We start from the raw sequence: 17179 nt of genomic DNA on the forward strand, positions 1-17179 counted from the left end.
AAACACGGGCTGCTGCTTTTCTCACCTTTCGACAGGTAACGGGAGGGCGGTTTGAACAGGCAAGATAGGGCTTCGCTGGCTTTCCGGCCGTGCCGGCGCGGCCGCCTCCACGCCGCGGAGGCTATCGGCCGCCGGTCCCCGAAGCCGCCCGGGACGTGTTCCTATGGGAGTTCACTTTGCTGGAAACCGTGTGTGAAGCCACCGGCGCGGCCGTGCCCCGCAGGGACCGGCCGTAGCCGGCGGCTCCAGCTGCAGGGTCCGGTTCCGTCCGGATGCTGTCCATCTGTCCGTTGTTCAAGATGCGCCTCTGAAGTTCCACGAGCACTCGGGCCAGCCGCCGCGAAACCTGCATTTGAGACATCCCCAGCCGCTTGCCCAACTGGACCTGGGTTTCTTCGCAGAAATAGCGGCGGTACAACAGCTCCCGGTCCGCGGCGTCCAGGTCCTGCATGGCATCACGCAGGCAGGCCAGGTCCTCAAGCCGCTCCAGGGGTGTTTCCGGGCAGGCGAGCAAGTCACCGACGGATGGGGCGTCGCTATGCGGGTTGGCTGCGTCGAGGGAGTCCGGGTGCATGCTGCTCGACGCCGAGATGGCCTCCCGCACATCCGAGGCATCCGTTCCCAGCTCGGTTGCCAGTTCCGCCACGCTTGGGTTCCTGCCCAGTGCCTGCACCAGCTCCGGTTCCACGCGGAACATCCTGGTGCGGAGGTCCTGGATATGCCGGGGCGGCCGGACAACCCAGGTCCGGTCACGCAGGTACCTCTTCAGTTCACCGGCAATGGTGGGTGCGGCATAGGCCGGGAAGCTTTCCCCCTTGGACTGGTCGAAGCCGCGGGCGGCCTTAACCAGACCAAGGTACGCGACCTGGTTCAGGTCCGCACGTTCCCGGCCGCGGGCCTCGAAACGGGCAGCGAGGGCTTCGGCGAGGTCCAGGTAGCTCAGGACCAGGTCGTTTTCGAAGGTCTCCCGGAGCCGCCCTTGTTGACTGGCGGCCCGGTTTTCCCGCGGAATTTCCGGGATTTCCTGTAGAGGTTCTGGGCGTGGTTCCTGGACGGGCGTAATATCCACGGCAAGCGCGGCGAAGGATTCGGGCATTGTCGTTGGTTCCCTCGGTCGGGGTCCGAAAGCCTGCGGCAAGACTTAGCAGTAGGAAATCATAAGGTTGCTTATAAAACAATCCTTCGCGGCATTAGGCTCGGCATGTAAGACGAAACCGCACACCCCTGCCAAGGAGTTCCTGCCATGCGCATTGCGATCACCGGAGCCAGCGGAAACGCCGGGACAGCCCTGCTGCGCAACCTGCAGCGCCAGCTCGCCAGGAAGCCGGGCAGCCTGCAACTGACAGGGATCAGCCGGCGCCTTCCGGACACTTCACGGGCCCCCTACGCCGGGGTGGCGTGGCACACGCTCGATATAGGCCTCGACAGCCATCGGCCCCGGCTGGAATCCGCACTGGCGGGCGTTGATTGCGTGGTGCATCTCGCGTGGCAGATCCAGCCGAACAGGGACCTGGACCAGCTGTACCGGACCAACGTCACAGGCACGGCGAACGTGGTGGAAGCAGCCCGGAGGGCAGGGGTAAAGCAGGTGGTCTGCGCATCATCGGTGGGCGCCTACAGCAAGGCCCCGAAGGACCGCCGGTCCGATGAGTCCTGGCCGGCCACCGGAATGGCGGGCTCGCACTACAGCCGCCACAAGGCCGCCCAGGAAGAGGTTCTCGACAAATTTGCGGCGGCCGAGCCGGGCATCGCCGTGGCAAGGCTCAGGCCCGGACTGATCTTCCAGCATGATGCCGGCAGTGAGATCGGCAGGTACTTCCTGGGGCCGGCCATCCCCCGGCTCCTGCCGAAAAGGCCATGGGTTCCCCTGCTGCCTGCGCCGGACAACCTCATCTTCCAGGCCGTCCACGCCGACGACGTGGCCGAGGCCTACTGGCGCGTGATCGACCAGCGGGCGTCCGGCGCTTTTAACATCGCAGCGGAGCCCGTGCTCACGCCGCAGGAACTTGCCCGGATAGTTCGGGCGCGCAGAATCTTTCCGCTCCCCATGGGCGTGCTCCACAAACTCGTGGGATTGGCGTGGCGGCTCCGCCTTCTGCCGACGGACTCCGGATGGGTCGAAATGGCGGCCGGCGTCCCCGTGATGGACACCGATCGTGCGCGCCGGATCCTGGGGTGGGAAGCGGAACACTCGTCAGTGGAGGCAGTCCTGGACCTGTTGGAGGGCATGGGAGCGGGGGAAGGAGTAGCCCCTTCCCCCGTCCTGAAGCCGCGCCAGCCCATCCGGGGATGAAGCGGAGTCCGGTGTACTGGATACCGATTTACTAGATGCCGGAGCGGGGATTCTCCCGGTCAACATGGCTGCCGTCGGCCGGACTGGCATCAGCGCTGCCGTCCGTGCGGCCACCGCTGTCGCGGACGCCGTCATTGCGAACACGGTCGTTCCGGGCGCCGTCATGGCGGGTTTCGGCATTGGCGACGCGGTCGTCGCGCATGCCATCGTGCGCAGCACCCGTGCCGCGGGCCGGGTCTGCCATCCGTCCGGAAGCGCCATCGCCGTGGGCGCCATCGCGTGCGCCCCGGTCACGGCGGTCCGTAGGGACGTCAGGGTCGAGCTCGTCCGCCCTCCGGCTTCTTTCGGAGACGTCATCACGGAGGGACTTCGCCTCGGTTGCCTGCTGGTCCGCGTGCTGGCGCAGCCGCGCCGCCTCAACCTGCGCCTGCTCGGCGTCTGCCCTGGCTCGCGCCGCTTTGGCCTCACGCTCGCGGGCATCAAGCTCCCGGTTTTCAGCCTCGCGGCGAATTTCAGCGGCCTTCTCACGATGCGCGTCGTCGCGCTTTTGCTGGATCGCCTTGCGGCGCCGTCCCGTCGCCAGAAGCAGCAGCACAATCAACACCACCACCACAACGGCAATTACTACCCAAACCCACGGAGCTATTTCCAAAATACCCACCACTTCCACCTAGATGTGACCGGGCCGGCGGAGGCCATTCCGGCTGACTTTTTTGGAACCGTTTATAACTCGCTTAGCAAGCGTACTTACCTTTTATTAGTAATCATGCTTATTATTTTAGCGCCAGTATCGCTGGTTCTTGATCAACAACCGGCCTTCTTGGAAAGAGAGAGCGAAGATGACAGAGAACCAATGGCCCGAGGATCCCGCTTACACGGCTCCGCCGGCCTCCACAGGAATTCCGGGCGAGCGAAGCGCCACTTTCCCGTCCGCCGCTACTCCCCCATATGGCGAGGTACCCGCCGGTGACGCCTCCGGGACGTCCCGCAAGGAAGCAGCGAAGGAAGAAGCCGCAGACGTAGCCCGGACAGCGAAGGGCTCCGCACAGAATGTGGCCCAGACGGCGAAGGAAGAAGTTGCCAACGTCGCTTCCGAGGCGAAGTACAGCGCCCAGGATCTGCTGGCGCAGGCAAAGTCAGGATTGACGAGCCAGGCCGGCACGCAGCAGCAGAAGGCCGCCGAAGGCCTCCGGACCATGTCCAGCCAGCTGCACAGCATGGCAAGCGCCCCCGATCAGCAGGGCATGGCCAGCGACCTTATCCGGCAGGCCGCCCAGCGCAGCGAGTCCGTGGCTTCCTGGCTTGAGAACAAGCAGCCGGGCGACCTGCTCGGCGAGGTGCAGCGGTTCGCACGGAACCGGCCCGGCACCTTCCTCCTGCTCGCGGCAGGCGCCGGCGTCCTGGCCGGCCGCCTCACCCGCGGCCTGACTGCCGGCGCAACTGACAACCAGACCGGCACCGGTAGCAGGGGGCTCTCAGGCCAGTACTCCAGCCCCTACGGGGACCAGTACGGCAGCACGTACGGCGACCAGTACAGCGAAAGCTACGCTCCGGCCGGCGGAACTGTCCCGCCTCCTCCGGTCCAGATGCCGGGTCCAGCCACCACGACGGCTGGCTATGACACGGCTCCCGGCACCGCATACCCGACGGCTGCGTCCACCACCAGCCCCTTGGGCAGCCCTGACCTGGTGGAAGAAGAACCCTGGTCCGGCAACCGGACGGCTGACGATCCACTGGGCGACCGGAGCCTTGCCGATGACCCCATGGCCGGCGACCCCCTCACCCGGGACCGCTCCAGGGATGGCCAGTCTGGCGGGCTGTGATGAGTAGCCAGATTCCGGAGATGCCTCCGAGTGAGGCGCATGTGAAGGCGGACAACGCGTCGCTGGGTGAGCTCCTGGGCGAGGTGACCCGGGACTTGTCCACCCTGATGCGCCAGGAAGTGGAGCTCGCGAAGGCTGAACTGAAGCAGTCCGCCACCAAGGCCGGCAAAGGCGGCGGAATGCTCGCCGGCGCCGGCGTGGCCGGACACTTCGTCCTGGTCTTCCTGTCCCTGGCCCTGATGTTCGCCCTGGGCGCGCTGATGCCGCTGGGCTGGGCGGCCGTGATCGTCGCAGTGATCTGGGGCATCATCGCCGCGGTCCTGGCGTCGATCGGCCGCAAGAACCTCAAACAGATCCAGGGCATGCCCCAAACGGGCGAGACACTTTCTGAAATTCCCCCAACCCTAAAACCAGGTGAGGTAAACCGATGAGCGATAACCCGGACGCAATCCGTCAGGACATTGAAGAAACCCGCGCCCGCCTGGGCACCAACGTCGACGCGGTCGCGGACAAGGTCACCCCGTCCAACATCGTCCACCGCCAGACCGACAAGGTCAAAGACGCCGTCACCGGCGTGAAGGAGCGAATCATGGGAGCAGCAGACTCAGCAACATCCTCGGTCCAGGACAGGGTCCACTCGGGCGCCGGGCACACCACTGATGCCCTGCACAGCACCGGAGACACCCTGCACGGGGCCAAGGACAACGTCAGCACCAGACTTTCTGACGCGGGCACCGCGATCTCGCACGCACCGGACCAGGTCAAAGCCAAAACCCAGGGCAACCCCCTGGCCGCGGGACTGATCGCGTTCGGCGCCGGGATGCTCATCTCGTCCCTGATTCCGGCCAGCGAGAAGGAACGCGAAGCGGCCCAGCAGCTCAAGACCGCTGCCGAGCCCCTGGCCACCCAGGTCACCGACGCCGCCAAGGACATGGTCCAGGACCTCAAGGAACCAGCCCAGGAAGCGATGGAAAACGTCAAAGCCACCGCCACCGAAGCAGCCCAGAACGTCAAAGCCGAAGGCCAGCACGCCGCCACCGACGTCAAAGACCGCGCCACCGACGCCAAAGACCACGTCCAAAACACTTAAGCACTAACGCGGCACCCAAGGCATGAGCATCACCCTGACAGGCCGGCCCCGCCATACCGCGGAGCCGGCCTGTCAGTTTTTGCACCCTTAGCGAGAGGACAGCCCCATGGCCACTCAAGATTCATCCGAGACCAGCACTGCCAAGGCAAGGCAGGCACCGGATCCCAACGACTCACGGAAGCCGGACAGTCCCAAAGACCTCGACAAGCCGAACTGGAAGTACATTGCCAAGAAGACCCTGCGGGAGTTCACCAAGGATGATTGCCCGGACCTTGCTGCAGCCCTGACCTACTACGGAGTGTTGTCCCTGTTCCCGGCCATTCTGGCGCTGGTTTCACTGATCGGGCTTTTCGGGGACCCGCAGAAAACGACGGATGCACTGCTCCAGATAGTGCAGGGATTTGTCCCCGCGGAAACAGTGGACACCGTCGGCGGCGTTGTCTCGGATCTGGCCAACGCGCCGGCGGCAGGCTTCACCCTGGTGATCGGCCTCGCCACAGCCCTCTGGTCCGCCTCCGGCTACGTCGGCGCCTTCGGCCGGGCAATGAACCGCGTGTACGAGGTGGACGAAGGGCGCGCATTCGTCAAGCTGCGCGGCACCATGCTGGCGGTCACGCTCCTGGCCATCGTCATCGTCGCTGTCCTGGCGGGCATGCTGGTGCTGAGCGGGCCCGTGGCGGAGGCCGTGGGCGGGCTGATCGGCCTTAGCGGCGTCTTCCTCGCCATCTGGAACATTGCCAAATGGCCCGTCATGGTGGTGCTCATCATCGTGATCATTGCCGTGCTTTATTACGCCACCCCCAACGTCAAGCAGCCCAAGTTCAAGTGGATGAGCATGGGCTCAGGCATTGCCTTGTTCGTGTTCCTGCTCGCGTCCCTTGGCTTCGGTTTCTACGTGGGCAACTTCGGAAACTACAACAAGACCTACGGCGCACTGGGCGGTGTGATCGTGATGCTGCTGTGGCTGTGGATCCTGAACATGTCGCTGCTCTTCGGTGCGGAATTTGACGCCGAGATGGAGCGCGGCCGCCAGCTTCAGGCAGGCATCGAGGCGGAAGAGACCATCCAGCTGCCGCCGCGGGACACCAAGAAGAGCGAGAAGCTGCAGAAGCAGGAGGAAGAGGACATCCGGCACGGACGCGAACTTCGCGAAAAGTACAGCGCAGCAAACGCCGGGGACGATGAGTCCGGTGAGAACGCGGACCGGAGCCAGCGTTCCGGCCAGTCCGCTGAGCGGCACCGCGACCGGGTCCGGGACAAGCTCCGCGAGCGCAATACCGGCAACGAGTAGTCAGCGGCGCGAACGCCCGGGGGCGGCGCAAAGGGCAGGCGCGGCCGGCGCCGCCTCCGGGGGCTAGGCAGGACCTTAAAGATGGGGGAAAATTGTCGTAAAGGTTCTGTTGAGGCTTCCCGGGTCAACAAGGTGGTCCGGGACAAGGCGGGGCCGGCGGTGAGATGGCCTCTTCTGAGACCGAGGCCAGTCCCCCCAGTCGCCGTCGGCCCCCTCGATCTCCGGAATTAACGGCGCGACTGGACAAAGTGAACCGCCCTGCCATAGTTTCATGTTTACTCTGCTCGGCACCCCAGGAGCCGCGCAGGGCCGCTGAAGCAGATACGGCGGCATCACGGTCGACCCCGAATGAGCGAACATGCCTGCCACCCATTTTGAACAATTTATCGCTGAAGCAGTTGTCGCAGACCGGGAACCCGGACTGGGGCTTCGCCGCGACGAGCTCTATGGGCTCTACACCAGCTGGTGCCTGCTCCAGAAAGAGCAGCTTCAGGCCCCGGAAGCCTTGTGGGACGCCCTCCACGCCCACGGAATCAATCCGGACAGCAACAACCTGTCCATGACGGGCCCCGCCGCCGCGGACTACATCCTGGCCAGCGCCCCGGACCTGGTCTGAGTTCTTGTCCCGGTTCCCGGCCAGGCCTGTTGAAGCTGACTTTGGCTGGCTAGCATAAGAGCATGACCGGCGCATTCCCGTCCGCCGGCCACCACCCGAAGGGAGAATCACCATGGGTTTGGATGACAAGATCGACAATGCCGCCGAAAAGATGGGCGGCAAGGCCAAAGAGGCCACAGGCGCTGCTACAGATGACGAAAGCCTGCGCGCCGAAGGCAAAATGGACCAGTCCAAGGCCGACCTGAAACAGGCTGGCGAGAAGATCAAGGACGCCTTCAAGAAGGATTAGGTTCCAGGGACCAGGCCGGTAAACGAGCCGGCTCGTACGAAATAAGGGGCTGCTGCGGAATTCCGCAGCAGCCCCTTTCTCATCTCCGGCCCCCACCTGCCCTGTGCAGTCCAGACGGGGCAACGGCTTCAACCCTCCGGCACCAACGCCGCCTCGAGGCTCAGCGTCTTGAGGTACGCACCGAAACCCTGTGGGGTACGTGAGTGGGTCCTGCCGGAGGTGAGCACGCGGACGGTGTCCGTAGCCTTCACGGTGAAACCCATAGTCCTCAGCCGTTCGGCCAGAACGCGGTCCTCAGCGCAGCGGTACCGCGGGAAGCCGCCGGCTGCCAGGTAGGCCGAAGCCCGGATCCCGAAATTGGCCCCGTAAACGTGCGGGTGGTCTTCCCGGAACGGATGCCGCAACTGCCATGACCGCAACAGTTCAGGAGCGGTTTCCTCGGGATCCACGTCCACCGACCCGAGCACGGCGTCTGCCCCTTCGGCCGCCATGTCAGCCTGTGCTACCAGCCAGTCCTCCGGCACGAGCGAGTCGGCGTCGGTATTGGCCAGCCACAAGCCGGCGGCAGCATCAGGAACATTGTCCACCGCAGCACCCAACACCGCCCAGATCCCTGCACGTCGGCTTCGTCCCACACTGCGGAAACTCACGGCAAGGGTGGAAAGCCAGTTGGTCCGTGCCGCGTATTCGGCGGCAATGGCAGCGGAGCCATCGGTGCAGGAGTCCAAAACCACCAGACCCCTCACACCGGTCTGGGGCTGCAGGCGCCGGAGACGCTCAACGGCTGCTTCAACGCCGGCCAGGGCACGTGCCAGATGGGCCTCTTCATTGTGTACCGGTATCACCACGGCCATGTCCCGGACTGGAGAGGTCATCGCCCCGCCACTGGTGCCGCAGCGGTCAGCGTCTCAAGCACAAAATCGCGTTCGCGGTACAGCCCGGAGGTAGGCCACCCCAGCCGGTTGCGGGCGGTGGTATGGACTGTTTCGCCGTCAAGGGTCCAGCCCGCAATGGGATGCCGCCAGTGGCACAGCAGCAATGTACCCCCTGACTGCATGCAGCTTCTGATGTTTTCCAGCAACTGGTCGTATTCGGCAGGCGCGAAGTAGTACCCCACTTCAGAGAGCACCACCAGGTCGTACTTTCCGTCCGGCCAGGCATCCGGAAGCGTGCGTTGCTGGAGGGTGACACCGGGAAAAGGTGCGAGCCGTTCTGCTGCCTGTTGGAGCGCAATGCCGCTCGCATCCACGGCAAGGAGCGTAGTGCACCGTGGTGCGAGCTCCGCCGTCAAAGTCCCGATGGAACAGCCGATTTCCAGCCCTGCGGCATAGTGTTCCTCAGGCAGGGCGGCCACAGTCAGTGCACGTTTTCGCCGCTCGTACCAACGCGTGGCGTAGTGCCACGGGTCTGCTTCGCGGGCGTGAACCGCGTCGAAGATGCTCTGCGCTTCCCCGCTGGTGCGGGGGATCTTTCCTGCTCCGGATGGATCCGCCAAGCCGCAAGGAAACTCCCGCGGAGGCGTCCAGGAAAAGGTCTCGAAGGGCCTGCCAAAGTGCTGAAGGAAGGGTTCATCCAACAGGACTTCGTCACCCGGACGCGGCGAAAGCGGCTTGGTCTGGCTGATGTGCGCGCCCATCGCCAACGCTTTCACCGACTGTTCCTCCGGCGAGAGGTCAACCCTGACCCAGGACTGCCAGTCCGGGTGGCCAGGCGTTGCCCACAGCCAATACCAAATAGGGAATTCGAGCAACGCGTGGCCCCCGCGTGCGGCGGCGTCTGCAGCAACTGCTCCGAGGGCATCATGGTCGGCATGCCCGTCGGCCCGGTAGGGAGCAACGAGAACGAGTTGGCTTGGAGGGCAGGCCAGCCGGGCCACGGCTTCGCTGACCTGCCGATGAAGTTCCGCCGTATTGCCGGACAGCCCGCTGTCCGGCATGCCGAGATATTGCCAGCAGTCCTTGAGCCCCAACGCGTCCATTCCCGCTGCGAACTCTGCAAGCCGGATGGCGGCAAGGTCCTCTGGGGACAGAGTCGGCGAATCCGGGTGGGACGCTTCCCCCGCAGTACACAACAGGACTTCCACCTCGGCGCCGAGGCTCCCCAGCCTGGCCAGCAGGCCGCCGGCCCCCAGCGTCTCGTCGTCCGGATGGGCGGCGAGGACCAGGAAACTCATCGCAGCCAGTTCTTCCCCGCCCAGGGGAAGCTCGGGGATCACCGGGAGTCCTGCGCCGAGCCAATCCGCTTCGGCCGTCCCGTCGTCGCGGTGCGTGAATGTCACCATGCGGCAGCACCCTTCAACGTGAGGGCTCCGAGCTGGGCGTCGTCCCGCATGTAATGATGCTGGCGGACGTAGAGGGCGAGGTCGGCCATCCGCTTGGCATAACTCTGGTCGAAGGCCAGTGGGCCTGGCCCGCGGTTACGGCTGACCAGGGACAGAACACGTTCGACGGCGGCAGCACAGGTTCCGCGCACCCGCAAGGCATCGCCCCACGGAGACACCCCCTCCCCGCGCACCCTGTTGCCGTGGTCGATGGCCGTCGCCACCTGTGACAGGCACTGCAGCGCGGAGGTCAGAATCCTGTCCACCTCACCGAGGCTGGCCAGCGCAATCTGGTCAGGTTCGCGCCCGCCCTGCTCCATGGCACGCAGCGAATCCCGATAGTCGCGCGCCACACCCACGGCGCCACCGAGCCAGCAGGCAGCAACACCCATTCCGCCCCAGGCAAACCCGGGACGTTTGAAGTACCAGTCGGTATCTTGCACCTGTTCTGCCGGAACGTGGTCAAAGTGCACGGTACCGCTGGGGATCTCCTGCAAACCGCGCGCAACCCACGCCGGATCTTCACAAGTCACCCCTGGATGACGAAGGTTGACCGAAAAAGCTGCCCTGCCGCCGTCGCTGGTGTGGGCTGTAACCACGGCGTGGTCCAGCATGGAGGCCAGGGAACACCATGGCTTGGCACCGTTCAACACCACTGCGGCGCCACTGCGCCCAGCCGTAAGCCGGGTCCCTGGCCCTTCGGCGGCAAACACTCCCCAGGCCCCTTCCACCATGCCAGGATCGCGGCCGGCTTGGGACAAAATGGCCAGTGCGTCCAGGTGTGGTTCGAACACACGGGCAGCGCCCACGTCCACTGCAGCCACTGAAGCCAGGAGTTCCCACAGCAGACCGGTCCCGCCTTTACCGGGCAGCGGCCATTCCCGGCCGGCAGTGCGGGCAAGGGCAAGCAGCGCGGGGACATCGCCCGCGGCCCGCCCAACGGCTTCAAGAATCGGTGCAGCGTGGTCAACAGGCCCGGGCTCTGCGGTGAGGCGCACGGGCAGGATGCGTGCCGGGCGCGGAAGGGCCTCCCCCTCAGCGTCTTCCACGGCCGGAACGCCCTCGGCGCCTATTTGTCCCCCGGTTCGGTGACGGACGCTGTGGGGGCCATGGTTTCAGCATTGACCATCCAGGCCAGCTGTTCCAGGCGTTCGATGGCAGCGTGCAGCAGGTCGGCGCTGGTGGGATCTTCCTCGTCCACCCCATCATGGACGTCCCGCATGGTCTGGACCGTCCTTTCCAGCCGGCCGGTGATCATCTTGACCGTGTCCTTCGTGGTGACCAGCCCTTGCGGGAACTCCTCCAGCCGACTGCCGGACGAGACGGTGCTGCTGCGGCCGTCCGGAAGTGCGTGCAGGGCCCTCATCCGCTCCGCCGCCTGGTCTGCGAAGAGCCTGGCAGCGGCAATAATCTCATCCAACTGCAGGTGCAGGTCGCGGAAATTGGTGCCCACCAGGTTCCAGTGGGCCTGCTTGCCCTGCAGGTGCAACTCGATGAGGTCCGTGAGCACCATTTGCAGGTTGCTGGCAAGGGTGGGCGACGCTTTCATCATTTTCCTCCACTGCGGCTGGTATCCGGCTGCGGCTCAACCGGATGCTTACTGTAAGCATACTTACCAGTTTGGCGCAGGCCGGCAACCGGGGCGCCGGGCAGGCAGCTACTTTATCCGGGCCAGCGCGAATCCGTCCCAGCCCTTGGAGCCCACCGTCTGAATAACGGTGGCGTCGAGGCGTGGATGGCTGCCCAGGAGCTTCAGCGCCTCAACGATTCCAGGTGCATTGACAGGGTCCATCTCCGGGTTCAGGACTGCGCCCTCCCAAATGGTGTTGTCCAGGACAACAGTGGCCCCTGGCCGGCCCAGGCGCACCGCCCACTCCAGGTAGCGGCTGTTGTTCTCTTTGTCGGCGTCAATAAAGATGAAGTCGAAGGGCTCCCGGTCCTCCTCTGCCAAGGCGGCGAGCGTATCCAGGGCAGGCCCGAGCCGGATCTCCACCTTCTGTCCCAGCCCGGCTAAGTCGATGTTCGCCCACGCCACTTCCGCATGCTTGGGGAGGAATTCGCACGTCACCAGCGTGCCGTCGTCGGGCAGGCCCTGCCCCATCCAGATAGTGCTGAACCCCGCCAGCGTGCCGATCTCCAGGATCCGGCGGGCCCCGGACAACTGCACCAGGAGCTTCAGGAGCTTGCCTGCGTTCGGTGCCACCTCTATCGCCGGCATGCCGGCTTCAGCCGCGGATTGCACCGAACGGAGCAGGGCCGGATCGGGATGAACCACCACGTCGGACAGGAACTGTTCAGTGGCGGTCCACTCCGGCCGCGGCCTGTGCTCAAACATGGGCACAGTCTGGCACGCGCAGACTTACGGGTCCAGAGATTTATGAAGCCGGAAATCTGCGGGTGGAAGCCGTTCAGGAACCGTCGGCCAAGGCCTCTTCCAGCCGGTCCACCTTGGCCGTCAACTCGCCGGAATAGCCGGGCCTGATGTCCGCCTTGATGACCAGCGAGACACGGCTGCCGTACCGGCCCACCGCCTCGGTGGCCCGCTTTACGACGTCGAACACTTCGTCCCATTCGCCCTCAATGGTGGTGAACATGGAGTCCGTTGTGTTGGGGAGCCCGGACTCCCTGACGATTTTCACAGCGGCGGCGACGGCGTCGTGAACGGACGCGTCCGCGGGCCGGGAACCTTCAGCCGGGGTACCGGAGGGGGCAACAGAAAAGGCAAGCAGCATAGGGCCAGTGTGCCATGCGCGGGGCTGCGGGCAGGCGGAGCGTACCGCTGCGGCCGTCACAAAACCCCCTACCCTTCAGTAACGGTGAACGGCAGGACCTCCGTTGCTAACCTTTTGGCATGAGCCTCGCAGTCGCCCGCAAGCCCCTCCGCGCCGACGCAGCGCGGAACGTGGACAAGATCATCACGGCGGCGCGCCAATGCTTCCGCGAGTTCGGCCCGGAGGTTCCCCTCCAGACCATCGCCGCAACGGCAGGCGTGGGGCCGGCCACCTTGTTCCGGAACTTCGCGGACAAGGAGGAGCTGGTCCTGGCAGCCCTCAACCGGCAGCTCCGGCTCACCGTTGATCCCGTCGTGGACGGCGCCCTGGCCGATATCGACGCCGCCGCCGGACTGCTGCGGGTCATGGAAGCCCTGATGGCCGCCGCCAGCGACGACGCCAACCTCCTGGGAGCTGTTGCCGGCCGCCGGGAACTGCTGACCGGCATTACCGGCTCATTGATGGAATCGATCAGTGTGCTGCTCGTGCGCGGGCAGGGCCAGGGAAGCCTGCGCGAGGACATCTCCATGACGGACATGTTCCGGCTGCTGGCGATGCTCATCGGGGTTGTGGACACCATGGAACCGGGATCTGACGCGTGGCGCAGGCCGCTGGCCTTGGTGGAGGATGCCATCAGGACAGCCAGGCCCACCCGGCCGCTACCCGTCCACGTACCGGTGCCGGCCGCTCCCCTGACGCCGGCTCCCTGAGAGGGCCTCCACCAGGCATTCATCGGCGAAGCGCGCCCGGGCTCCCCCGGCGACCACGGATGATGCCCCAAGTGCGGGCTGCGGGTTCCCCCATTGTCGGCGTTCAGCGGGTGCAATACACTTCAAGTGGGTTACGCAGCCAGCCTCTCTGCTCTTTCAGATGGAGCCACTCCATGCCCCAGTTCCTGCACCTCCGGCCGACGGCCGCACCCTGATGAACAGCTCCCGGCTTTTGCACTACATCAACGATCCGCGCGGCCCGGAGGAAGTTCTGCCCACACTGGCGGCCGAGGAACTGGCAAAACTGCTCGATGCCCTCTTCCAGAACCTCGATACACCCGAGCCCGAGTACGGTGCGCAGGTCTGGTATGAGATGGCAGTTGAAGAAAGCTTGCGCCGTTCCAATCCGTTAAGCGCAAGCGAAAGTGCTGCGCACGGCGTAGCGTAACCCCCGGCGCTGCTGGCACCCACCGCCCGGCGCTTTGGTCAGCCGGTCGGGTTGCCGCCCGCCGCTTCCCTCGCCCGGATCTCTTCGCGCACCAAGGCCTGCAGTGCCAGGACCTGGGAGGCGGGGTCGAGGTCCATCGTCCTTTTCAGGCTTTCTGACAGCGCCTCGAGATCTTCAGCGGGGACGTCGGACAAGCCGGCAAAACGCCTGAAGAAACGTTTGGCTGGGAGCCCTGCGCGGCGTCGTGCATTTTTGTGGAAGAAGGGCCGGCCGGCTCTTTCCCCGGCCGCGTGCAGTTGATTTTCCATCGTCGCCATTCATACGAAGCGTTCTCGGCCAACTGCATAGCCGCTTTCATAGTACAACTCCCCCGGCCCCGCGCCAGTGACCGGCATCACGCCGCCGGCAGCGGCTCAGTTCCACCCGAGCATCCTCAGCACGGCAGCTGTTCCCGCCCCCAGCACCACCACCAGCAGGAACGGCGCCCGCAACGCCAGTGCGATGGCTGCAGCCGCGAGCGCGCCCAGGCGTGCGTCCGCGGCCAGCGACTGCCCGGAAGCCACGGTGTTCACAACAGTGAGGGACGCCAGCAAACCAATGGTCATGGTTCCTGCTACCCGGGACATCCGGGGGTCCTCAAGGAGCCTGGCAGGGACCAGGTAGCCCACCAGCTTCCAGGCGTAGGCCAAGGCACACGCAATGAGCAGCCAGATCCAGAGGCTCATGTGTCCGCCCCCGATACGCCGTCGCCGTGCCGCCGGCCGTCACCGTGGTGGTCCGGGCGGTGGTGACCCCCGCCGTCATGATCCGCGCCGCGGTGGTGCTCACGGTAAGGCTCGACGTCCGGCTCCAGGCCCTCGTCGCTGCGGCCGTGGCTGTACCAGCCGATGACCGCCGCCACGACGGCCGCCACCAGGATCGGCACCCCGGCCGGAACGAACGGCACCGCCACCACCGTGGCCACGGCGCAAACCACCGCGATGGCCACGGGTTCACGGCCCTTGAGCCTGGGCCAGAGCAATGCCAGGAAGGCGGCCACTGCCGCCCCGTCCAGTCCCCACTGTTTCGGATCGCCCAACCCGCTGCCGGCGAGCGCCCCCACCGCAGTGAACAGGTTCCACAACACGTAGATGCCGATTCCCGCCGCCCAAAAGCCGCGGCGCTGCTCAGCGGGATCGGTCTGGCCCGTGCTGGTAGCCGTGGATTCGTCGATGGTCACCTGCGCGGCGACGTACTTGCGCCACCCGATGGGATGCAGCAATGCGTTCAGCTGCATCCCATAGATCCCGTTGCGCATCCCCAGCAGCGTTGCAGCACTCATGGCTGCAACGCCCGAGCCGCCCCCGCCCACAACGCCAATGAATGCGAACTGCGAGCCGCCGCTGAACAGCAGGAGGCTCAGCGCCATGGTCTGCCAGAAATCCAGTCCCGACGTCACGGACAAAGCACCGAAAGACACTCCGTACAGGCCCGTGGCAACACTGATGGACAGTCCCACCCGGACCGCAGGGGACTGCAGGAGCTTCACGCCCAGGCTCCCGGCACGGGCCCGCTAAGCTTCGGAGCAGACTTTCGAAGGCTCCAGGCCCACAGGATGAGCGGTGCCTGCAGCGGCAGGCGCAGGGAGTGCACCTTGCGTTGAGCAGCAGTTCCTTCCGGACCGAAAGCCCGCCGGATGGCGTCGACATGCCCAGCCACGAAAACAGTGAACATGGCGGTGAGGGCAGTGGCGGTCACCTTGCGTACCGGCGGGACAAGGATGCCGGCGGCGGCCGCCAGTTCCAGCAGTCCGCTCACGGCAATCCATTCCTCCCGGGTCATCACGGCGAACGGCCGACGGCGGTCCGGTTCCGTACCGCCGTCCTTTCCCTCCAGGCAGAGGTAGTCAGGCACCACCTGGCGGTAGAACCGCGGGTCGCGGAAGTGTTTCATGGCGCTGGCCAGCAGAAGGGCACTCATGGTTGCAGCGGAAAGGCTTTGGAGGGCCCGGCCGGACCGGGGAAAAGGCATGCCTCCACTCAACCACAAGCCCGGCATGCCCCTAAAACCAGTCAGGTCCAGGCCAGCGGGGAACTTCCATAGGGCGGCGGCGCGCTCGTGTAATCCAGCGGCTGGCCGTCCACCAGGAGGGGCGGCCCGACGTAGCTCAGGTGACCGTAACTGCTGTACATGCTGCGCAGTTCGGGGGCAGGCAACAGCGGTTTCGGAAGGTCGGAGGCAGCGGAACCGGCTGGGGTTACTCCAGGGTAGGGGACCGGGGCTGCAGGGCCTCCGGAAGGCACCGGCGGGAAACCCTCAACCGGAAGGGAGAAGAGTTCCTCGGCGGTCCGGGCCAGGGACAGCCGGGCCGATCCGCCCAGCCCGGTGTGCCGGCGCCTGGCGAGCAGGGCAATGGCTGCGGCCGCCGCGCCGTACCCTGTGGCGTGGTCCAGTGCCTGGACGGGGAGCGCACCCGGCCGCCGGCCGCCGTCGTGGTCCTCGCTGGCGTAAAGATCAGCGATTCCGGCGGCTGCCTGGACAATGCTGTCGAAGCCCCGCAGCGTGCTCCACGGGCCCGCGCTGCCCCAGCTGTCCAGCGTGACCACCACCAGTTCCGGCCGCGATGCCAGCAGCGCCTCCGGTTCCAGGCCGAAGCGGTCCAGCGAGCCGCGGCGGTACCCGCTGATAACCACGTCGGCGGCAGCCAGCAGCTCTTGCAGCAGGTGGCGGTTCCGCGAGTCTGTAAGGTCTGCCTCGGCGCTCCTCTTGCCGAAACCGGTGTCCACGAACTGGTCGGTGATTTCGGGAAGCTGTGGCGGATCAATCCTCAGGACGTCGGCGCCGAGTGCCCCCACCAGCCTGGTGGATACGGGACCGGCGATAACGCGGGTCAGGTCCAGCACCCGCACCCCCGCGAGCGGACGGTGCGGGTCTTCTCCGGACGGGCGGACGGGCCTGCGCCGGGAGGGTTGCCCGGAGGCAGGATTCACGTCGATCCACGGCCCGCTGCCTGCCGCGCTGCCCATCCCGGAATTGAGCCAGTCCTGGCGGCTTCGGACAGCAGCGGCCACCCCGCCGCGGCCTTGGATTGCTGCTTCTGCTTCGAGCGAGGTCATAGCGGCGAGGGCTGCCGCCACCCCGTCTGGCGTGGTGGCAGCCAGCGCCTGCATCAGCCGCTGTTCGTGGTGCGGGTAGTTGGCGTGGAGCCGGATCCACCCGTCGCGGGTGCGGCGGAAACCGGACAACGGGGCGAAGCCCTGGATCTTCCGCCCGTCAATCCGCAGGTAGCCGTAGGAGTCAAAGGCAGCGGCGGCCAGCGACGCGGTGGTGGCGAACCGGCCCGGCGTTCGTGCCAGGAGGTTCAAGGCTGCAGCCGCGGCCCCGACGGAACCCAGCGCCAGCCCTTCCACATCCAGCACCCCGCCCCACCAGCGGCGGGGACCGGACCAGGCTGCGGCCTCCCCATCCAACACCAGCCCCGTGTCCGCGACCACCGGGTCCAGGTAGCGGAACAGCGGAGGAATCCCGCCGGCAGCCTGCGCCATCTTT

22 protein-coding genes are annotated in these 17179 nt (G+C 65.9%); 9 read left to right on the forward strand and 13 right to left on the reverse strand.

Annotated elements, in window-relative coordinates; translation table 11 throughout:
- Positions 1-121: 121 nt before the first annotated feature.
- Positions 122-1096, reverse strand: a complete 975-nt coding sequence (locus tag AC3A4Z_RS12200; RefSeq protein WP_498711769.1) for a sigma-70 family RNA polymerase sigma factor — start codon at positions 1094-1096, stop codon at positions 122-124.
- Positions 1097-1243: 147 nt separating this feature from the next.
- On the opposite strand from AC3A4Z_RS12200, the gene AC3A4Z_RS12205 reads away from it, so the two are divergent.
- Positions 1244-2293 (forward strand): NAD-dependent epimerase/dehydratase family protein, encoded by a 1050-nt coding sequence (locus AC3A4Z_RS12205; protein ID WP_498711770.1) that lies wholly within the window; start codon positions 1244-1246, stop codon positions 2291-2293.
- 31 nt (positions 2294-2324) lie between these two features.
- Here the strand turns inward: AC3A4Z_RS12205 and AC3A4Z_RS12210 are convergent, their stop codons facing one another.
- Positions 2325-2954, reverse strand: a complete 630-nt coding sequence (locus AC3A4Z_RS12210) for a hypothetical protein (RefSeq protein WP_498711771.1) — start codon at positions 2952-2954, stop codon at positions 2325-2327.
- A 178-nt stretch (positions 2955-3132) separates the two neighbouring features.
- Here AC3A4Z_RS12210 and AC3A4Z_RS12215 point away from each other — a divergent pair, with 178 nt between their 5' ends.
- The 6 genes from AC3A4Z_RS12215 to AC3A4Z_RS12240 all read left to right on the forward strand — a co-directional run bounded on the left by AC3A4Z_RS12215 (position 3133) and on the right by AC3A4Z_RS12240 (position 7402).
- On the forward strand, positions 3133-4116 hold the full coding sequence (locus tag AC3A4Z_RS12215; protein ID WP_498711772.1) for a hypothetical protein: 984 nt from the start codon (positions 3133-3135) through the stop codon (positions 4114-4116).
- A gap of 20 nt (positions 4117-4136) precedes the next feature.
- The gene (locus tag AC3A4Z_RS12220; protein ID WP_498711773.1) at positions 4137-4547 is read left to right on the forward strand and encodes a phage holin family protein; all 411 of its coding nucleotides are present in this window, start codon (positions 4137-4139) and stop codon (positions 4545-4547) included.
- On the forward strand, positions 4544-5206 hold the full coding sequence (locus AC3A4Z_RS12225) for a DUF3618 domain-containing protein (RefSeq protein WP_498711774.1): 663 nt from the start codon (positions 4544-4546) through the stop codon (positions 5204-5206). The genes AC3A4Z_RS12220 and AC3A4Z_RS12225 overlap by 4 nt, the downstream gene beginning before the upstream one ends.
- Before the next feature lie 106 nt (positions 5207-5312).
- Positions 5313-6497 carry a YihY/virulence factor BrkB family protein gene (locus AC3A4Z_RS12230; protein ID WP_498711775.1) on the forward strand — a complete coding sequence of 395 codons (1185 nt, stop codon included), beginning with the start codon at positions 5313-5315 and terminating at the stop codon, positions 6495-6497.
- Positions 6498-6855: 358 nt separating this feature from the next.
- Positions 6856-7113: a hypothetical protein gene (locus tag AC3A4Z_RS12235; RefSeq protein WP_498711776.1), complete on the forward strand. Its 258-nt coding sequence runs from the start codon at positions 6856-6858 to the stop codon at positions 7111-7113.
- A 112-nt stretch (positions 7114-7225) separates the two neighbouring features.
- Positions 7226-7402: a CsbD family protein gene (locus tag AC3A4Z_RS12240; RefSeq protein ID WP_455836496.1), complete on the forward strand. Its 177-nt coding sequence runs from the start codon at positions 7226-7228 to the stop codon at positions 7400-7402.
- Between the two features lie 128 nt (positions 7403-7530).
- Here the strand turns inward: AC3A4Z_RS12240 and AC3A4Z_RS12245 are convergent, their stop codons facing one another.
- The 6 genes from AC3A4Z_RS12245 to AC3A4Z_RS12270 all read right to left on the reverse strand — a co-directional run bounded on the left by AC3A4Z_RS12245 (position 7531) and on the right by AC3A4Z_RS12270 (position 12454).
- Positions 7531-8277 (reverse strand): glycosyltransferase family 2 protein, encoded by a 747-nt coding sequence (locus tag AC3A4Z_RS12245; protein ID WP_498711777.1) that lies wholly within the window; start codon positions 8275-8277, stop codon positions 7531-7533.
- The gene (locus AC3A4Z_RS12250) at positions 8274-9683 is read right to left on the reverse strand and encodes a PIG-L family deacetylase (protein WP_498711778.1); all 1410 of its coding nucleotides are present in this window, start codon (positions 9681-9683) and stop codon (positions 8274-8276) included. Before AC3A4Z_RS12250 ends, AC3A4Z_RS12245 begins: the two co-directional genes overlap by 4 nt.
- Entirely contained in the window at positions 9677-10771 is a 1095-nt protein-coding gene (locus AC3A4Z_RS12255; RefSeq protein WP_498711779.1) for an acyl-CoA dehydrogenase family protein, read from the reverse strand. Before AC3A4Z_RS12255 ends, AC3A4Z_RS12250 begins: the two co-directional genes overlap by 7 nt.
- Before the next feature lie 20 nt (positions 10772-10791).
- Entirely contained in the window at positions 10792-11271 is a 480-nt protein-coding gene (locus AC3A4Z_RS12260; RefSeq protein WP_498711841.1) for a Dps family protein, read from the reverse strand.
- Positions 11272-11379: 108 nt separating this feature from the next.
- The gene (locus AC3A4Z_RS12265) at positions 11380-12057 is read right to left on the reverse strand and encodes an O-methyltransferase (protein ID WP_498711780.1); all 678 of its coding nucleotides are present in this window, start codon (positions 12055-12057) and stop codon (positions 11380-11382) included.
- Positions 12058-12130: 73 nt separating this feature from the next.
- Positions 12131-12454: a thiamine-binding protein gene (locus AC3A4Z_RS12270; RefSeq protein ID WP_498711781.1), complete on the reverse strand. Its 324-nt coding sequence runs from the start codon at positions 12452-12454 to the stop codon at positions 12131-12133.
- A gap of 119 nt (positions 12455-12573) precedes the next feature.
- Between AC3A4Z_RS12270 and AC3A4Z_RS12275 the strand changes: the two genes are divergently transcribed.
- Both AC3A4Z_RS12275 and AC3A4Z_RS12280 read left to right on the forward strand, forming a co-directional pair.
- Positions 12574-13203, forward strand: a complete 630-nt coding sequence (locus tag AC3A4Z_RS12275) for a TetR/AcrR family transcriptional regulator (RefSeq protein ID WP_498711782.1) — start codon at positions 12574-12576, stop codon at positions 13201-13203.
- A gap of 214 nt (positions 13204-13417) precedes the next feature.
- On the forward strand, positions 13418-13651 hold the full coding sequence (locus AC3A4Z_RS12280; RefSeq protein WP_498711783.1) for a hypothetical protein: 234 nt from the start codon (positions 13418-13420) through the stop codon (positions 13649-13651).
- Between the two features lie 38 nt (positions 13652-13689).
- Here the strand turns inward: AC3A4Z_RS12280 and AC3A4Z_RS12285 are convergent, their stop codons facing one another.
- From AC3A4Z_RS12285 to AC3A4Z_RS12305, 5 genes are all read right to left on the reverse strand, one after another.
- Complete coding sequence (locus tag AC3A4Z_RS12285) at positions 13690-13968, reverse strand: hypothetical protein (RefSeq protein ID WP_498711784.1); 279 nt, start codon at positions 13966-13968, stop codon at positions 13690-13692.
- Positions 13969-14064: 96 nt separating this feature from the next.
- Positions 14065-14376: an AzlD domain-containing protein gene (locus AC3A4Z_RS12290; RefSeq protein WP_498711785.1), complete on the reverse strand. Its 312-nt coding sequence runs from the start codon at positions 14374-14376 to the stop codon at positions 14065-14067.
- Positions 14373-15179 (reverse strand): AzlC family ABC transporter permease, encoded by an 807-nt coding sequence (locus AC3A4Z_RS12295; protein ID WP_498711786.1) that lies wholly within the window; start codon positions 15177-15179, stop codon positions 14373-14375. The genes AC3A4Z_RS12290 and AC3A4Z_RS12295 overlap by 4 nt, the downstream gene beginning before the upstream one ends.
- Positions 15176-15661, reverse strand: a complete 486-nt coding sequence (locus tag AC3A4Z_RS12300; protein ID WP_498711787.1) for a DoxX family protein — start codon at positions 15659-15661, stop codon at positions 15176-15178. Before AC3A4Z_RS12300 ends, AC3A4Z_RS12295 begins: the two co-directional genes overlap by 4 nt.
- A gap of 41 nt (positions 15662-15702) precedes the next feature.
- Positions 15703-17175, reverse strand: coding sequence for a CoA transferase (locus tag AC3A4Z_RS12305; RefSeq protein ID WP_498711788.1), 1473 nt, complete (start codon positions 17173-17175; stop codon positions 15703-15705).
- Positions 17176-17179: the final 4 nt, after the last annotated feature.

The sequence above is a fragment of the Arthrobacter sp. Soil_C_49 genome (assembly GCF_057656635.1).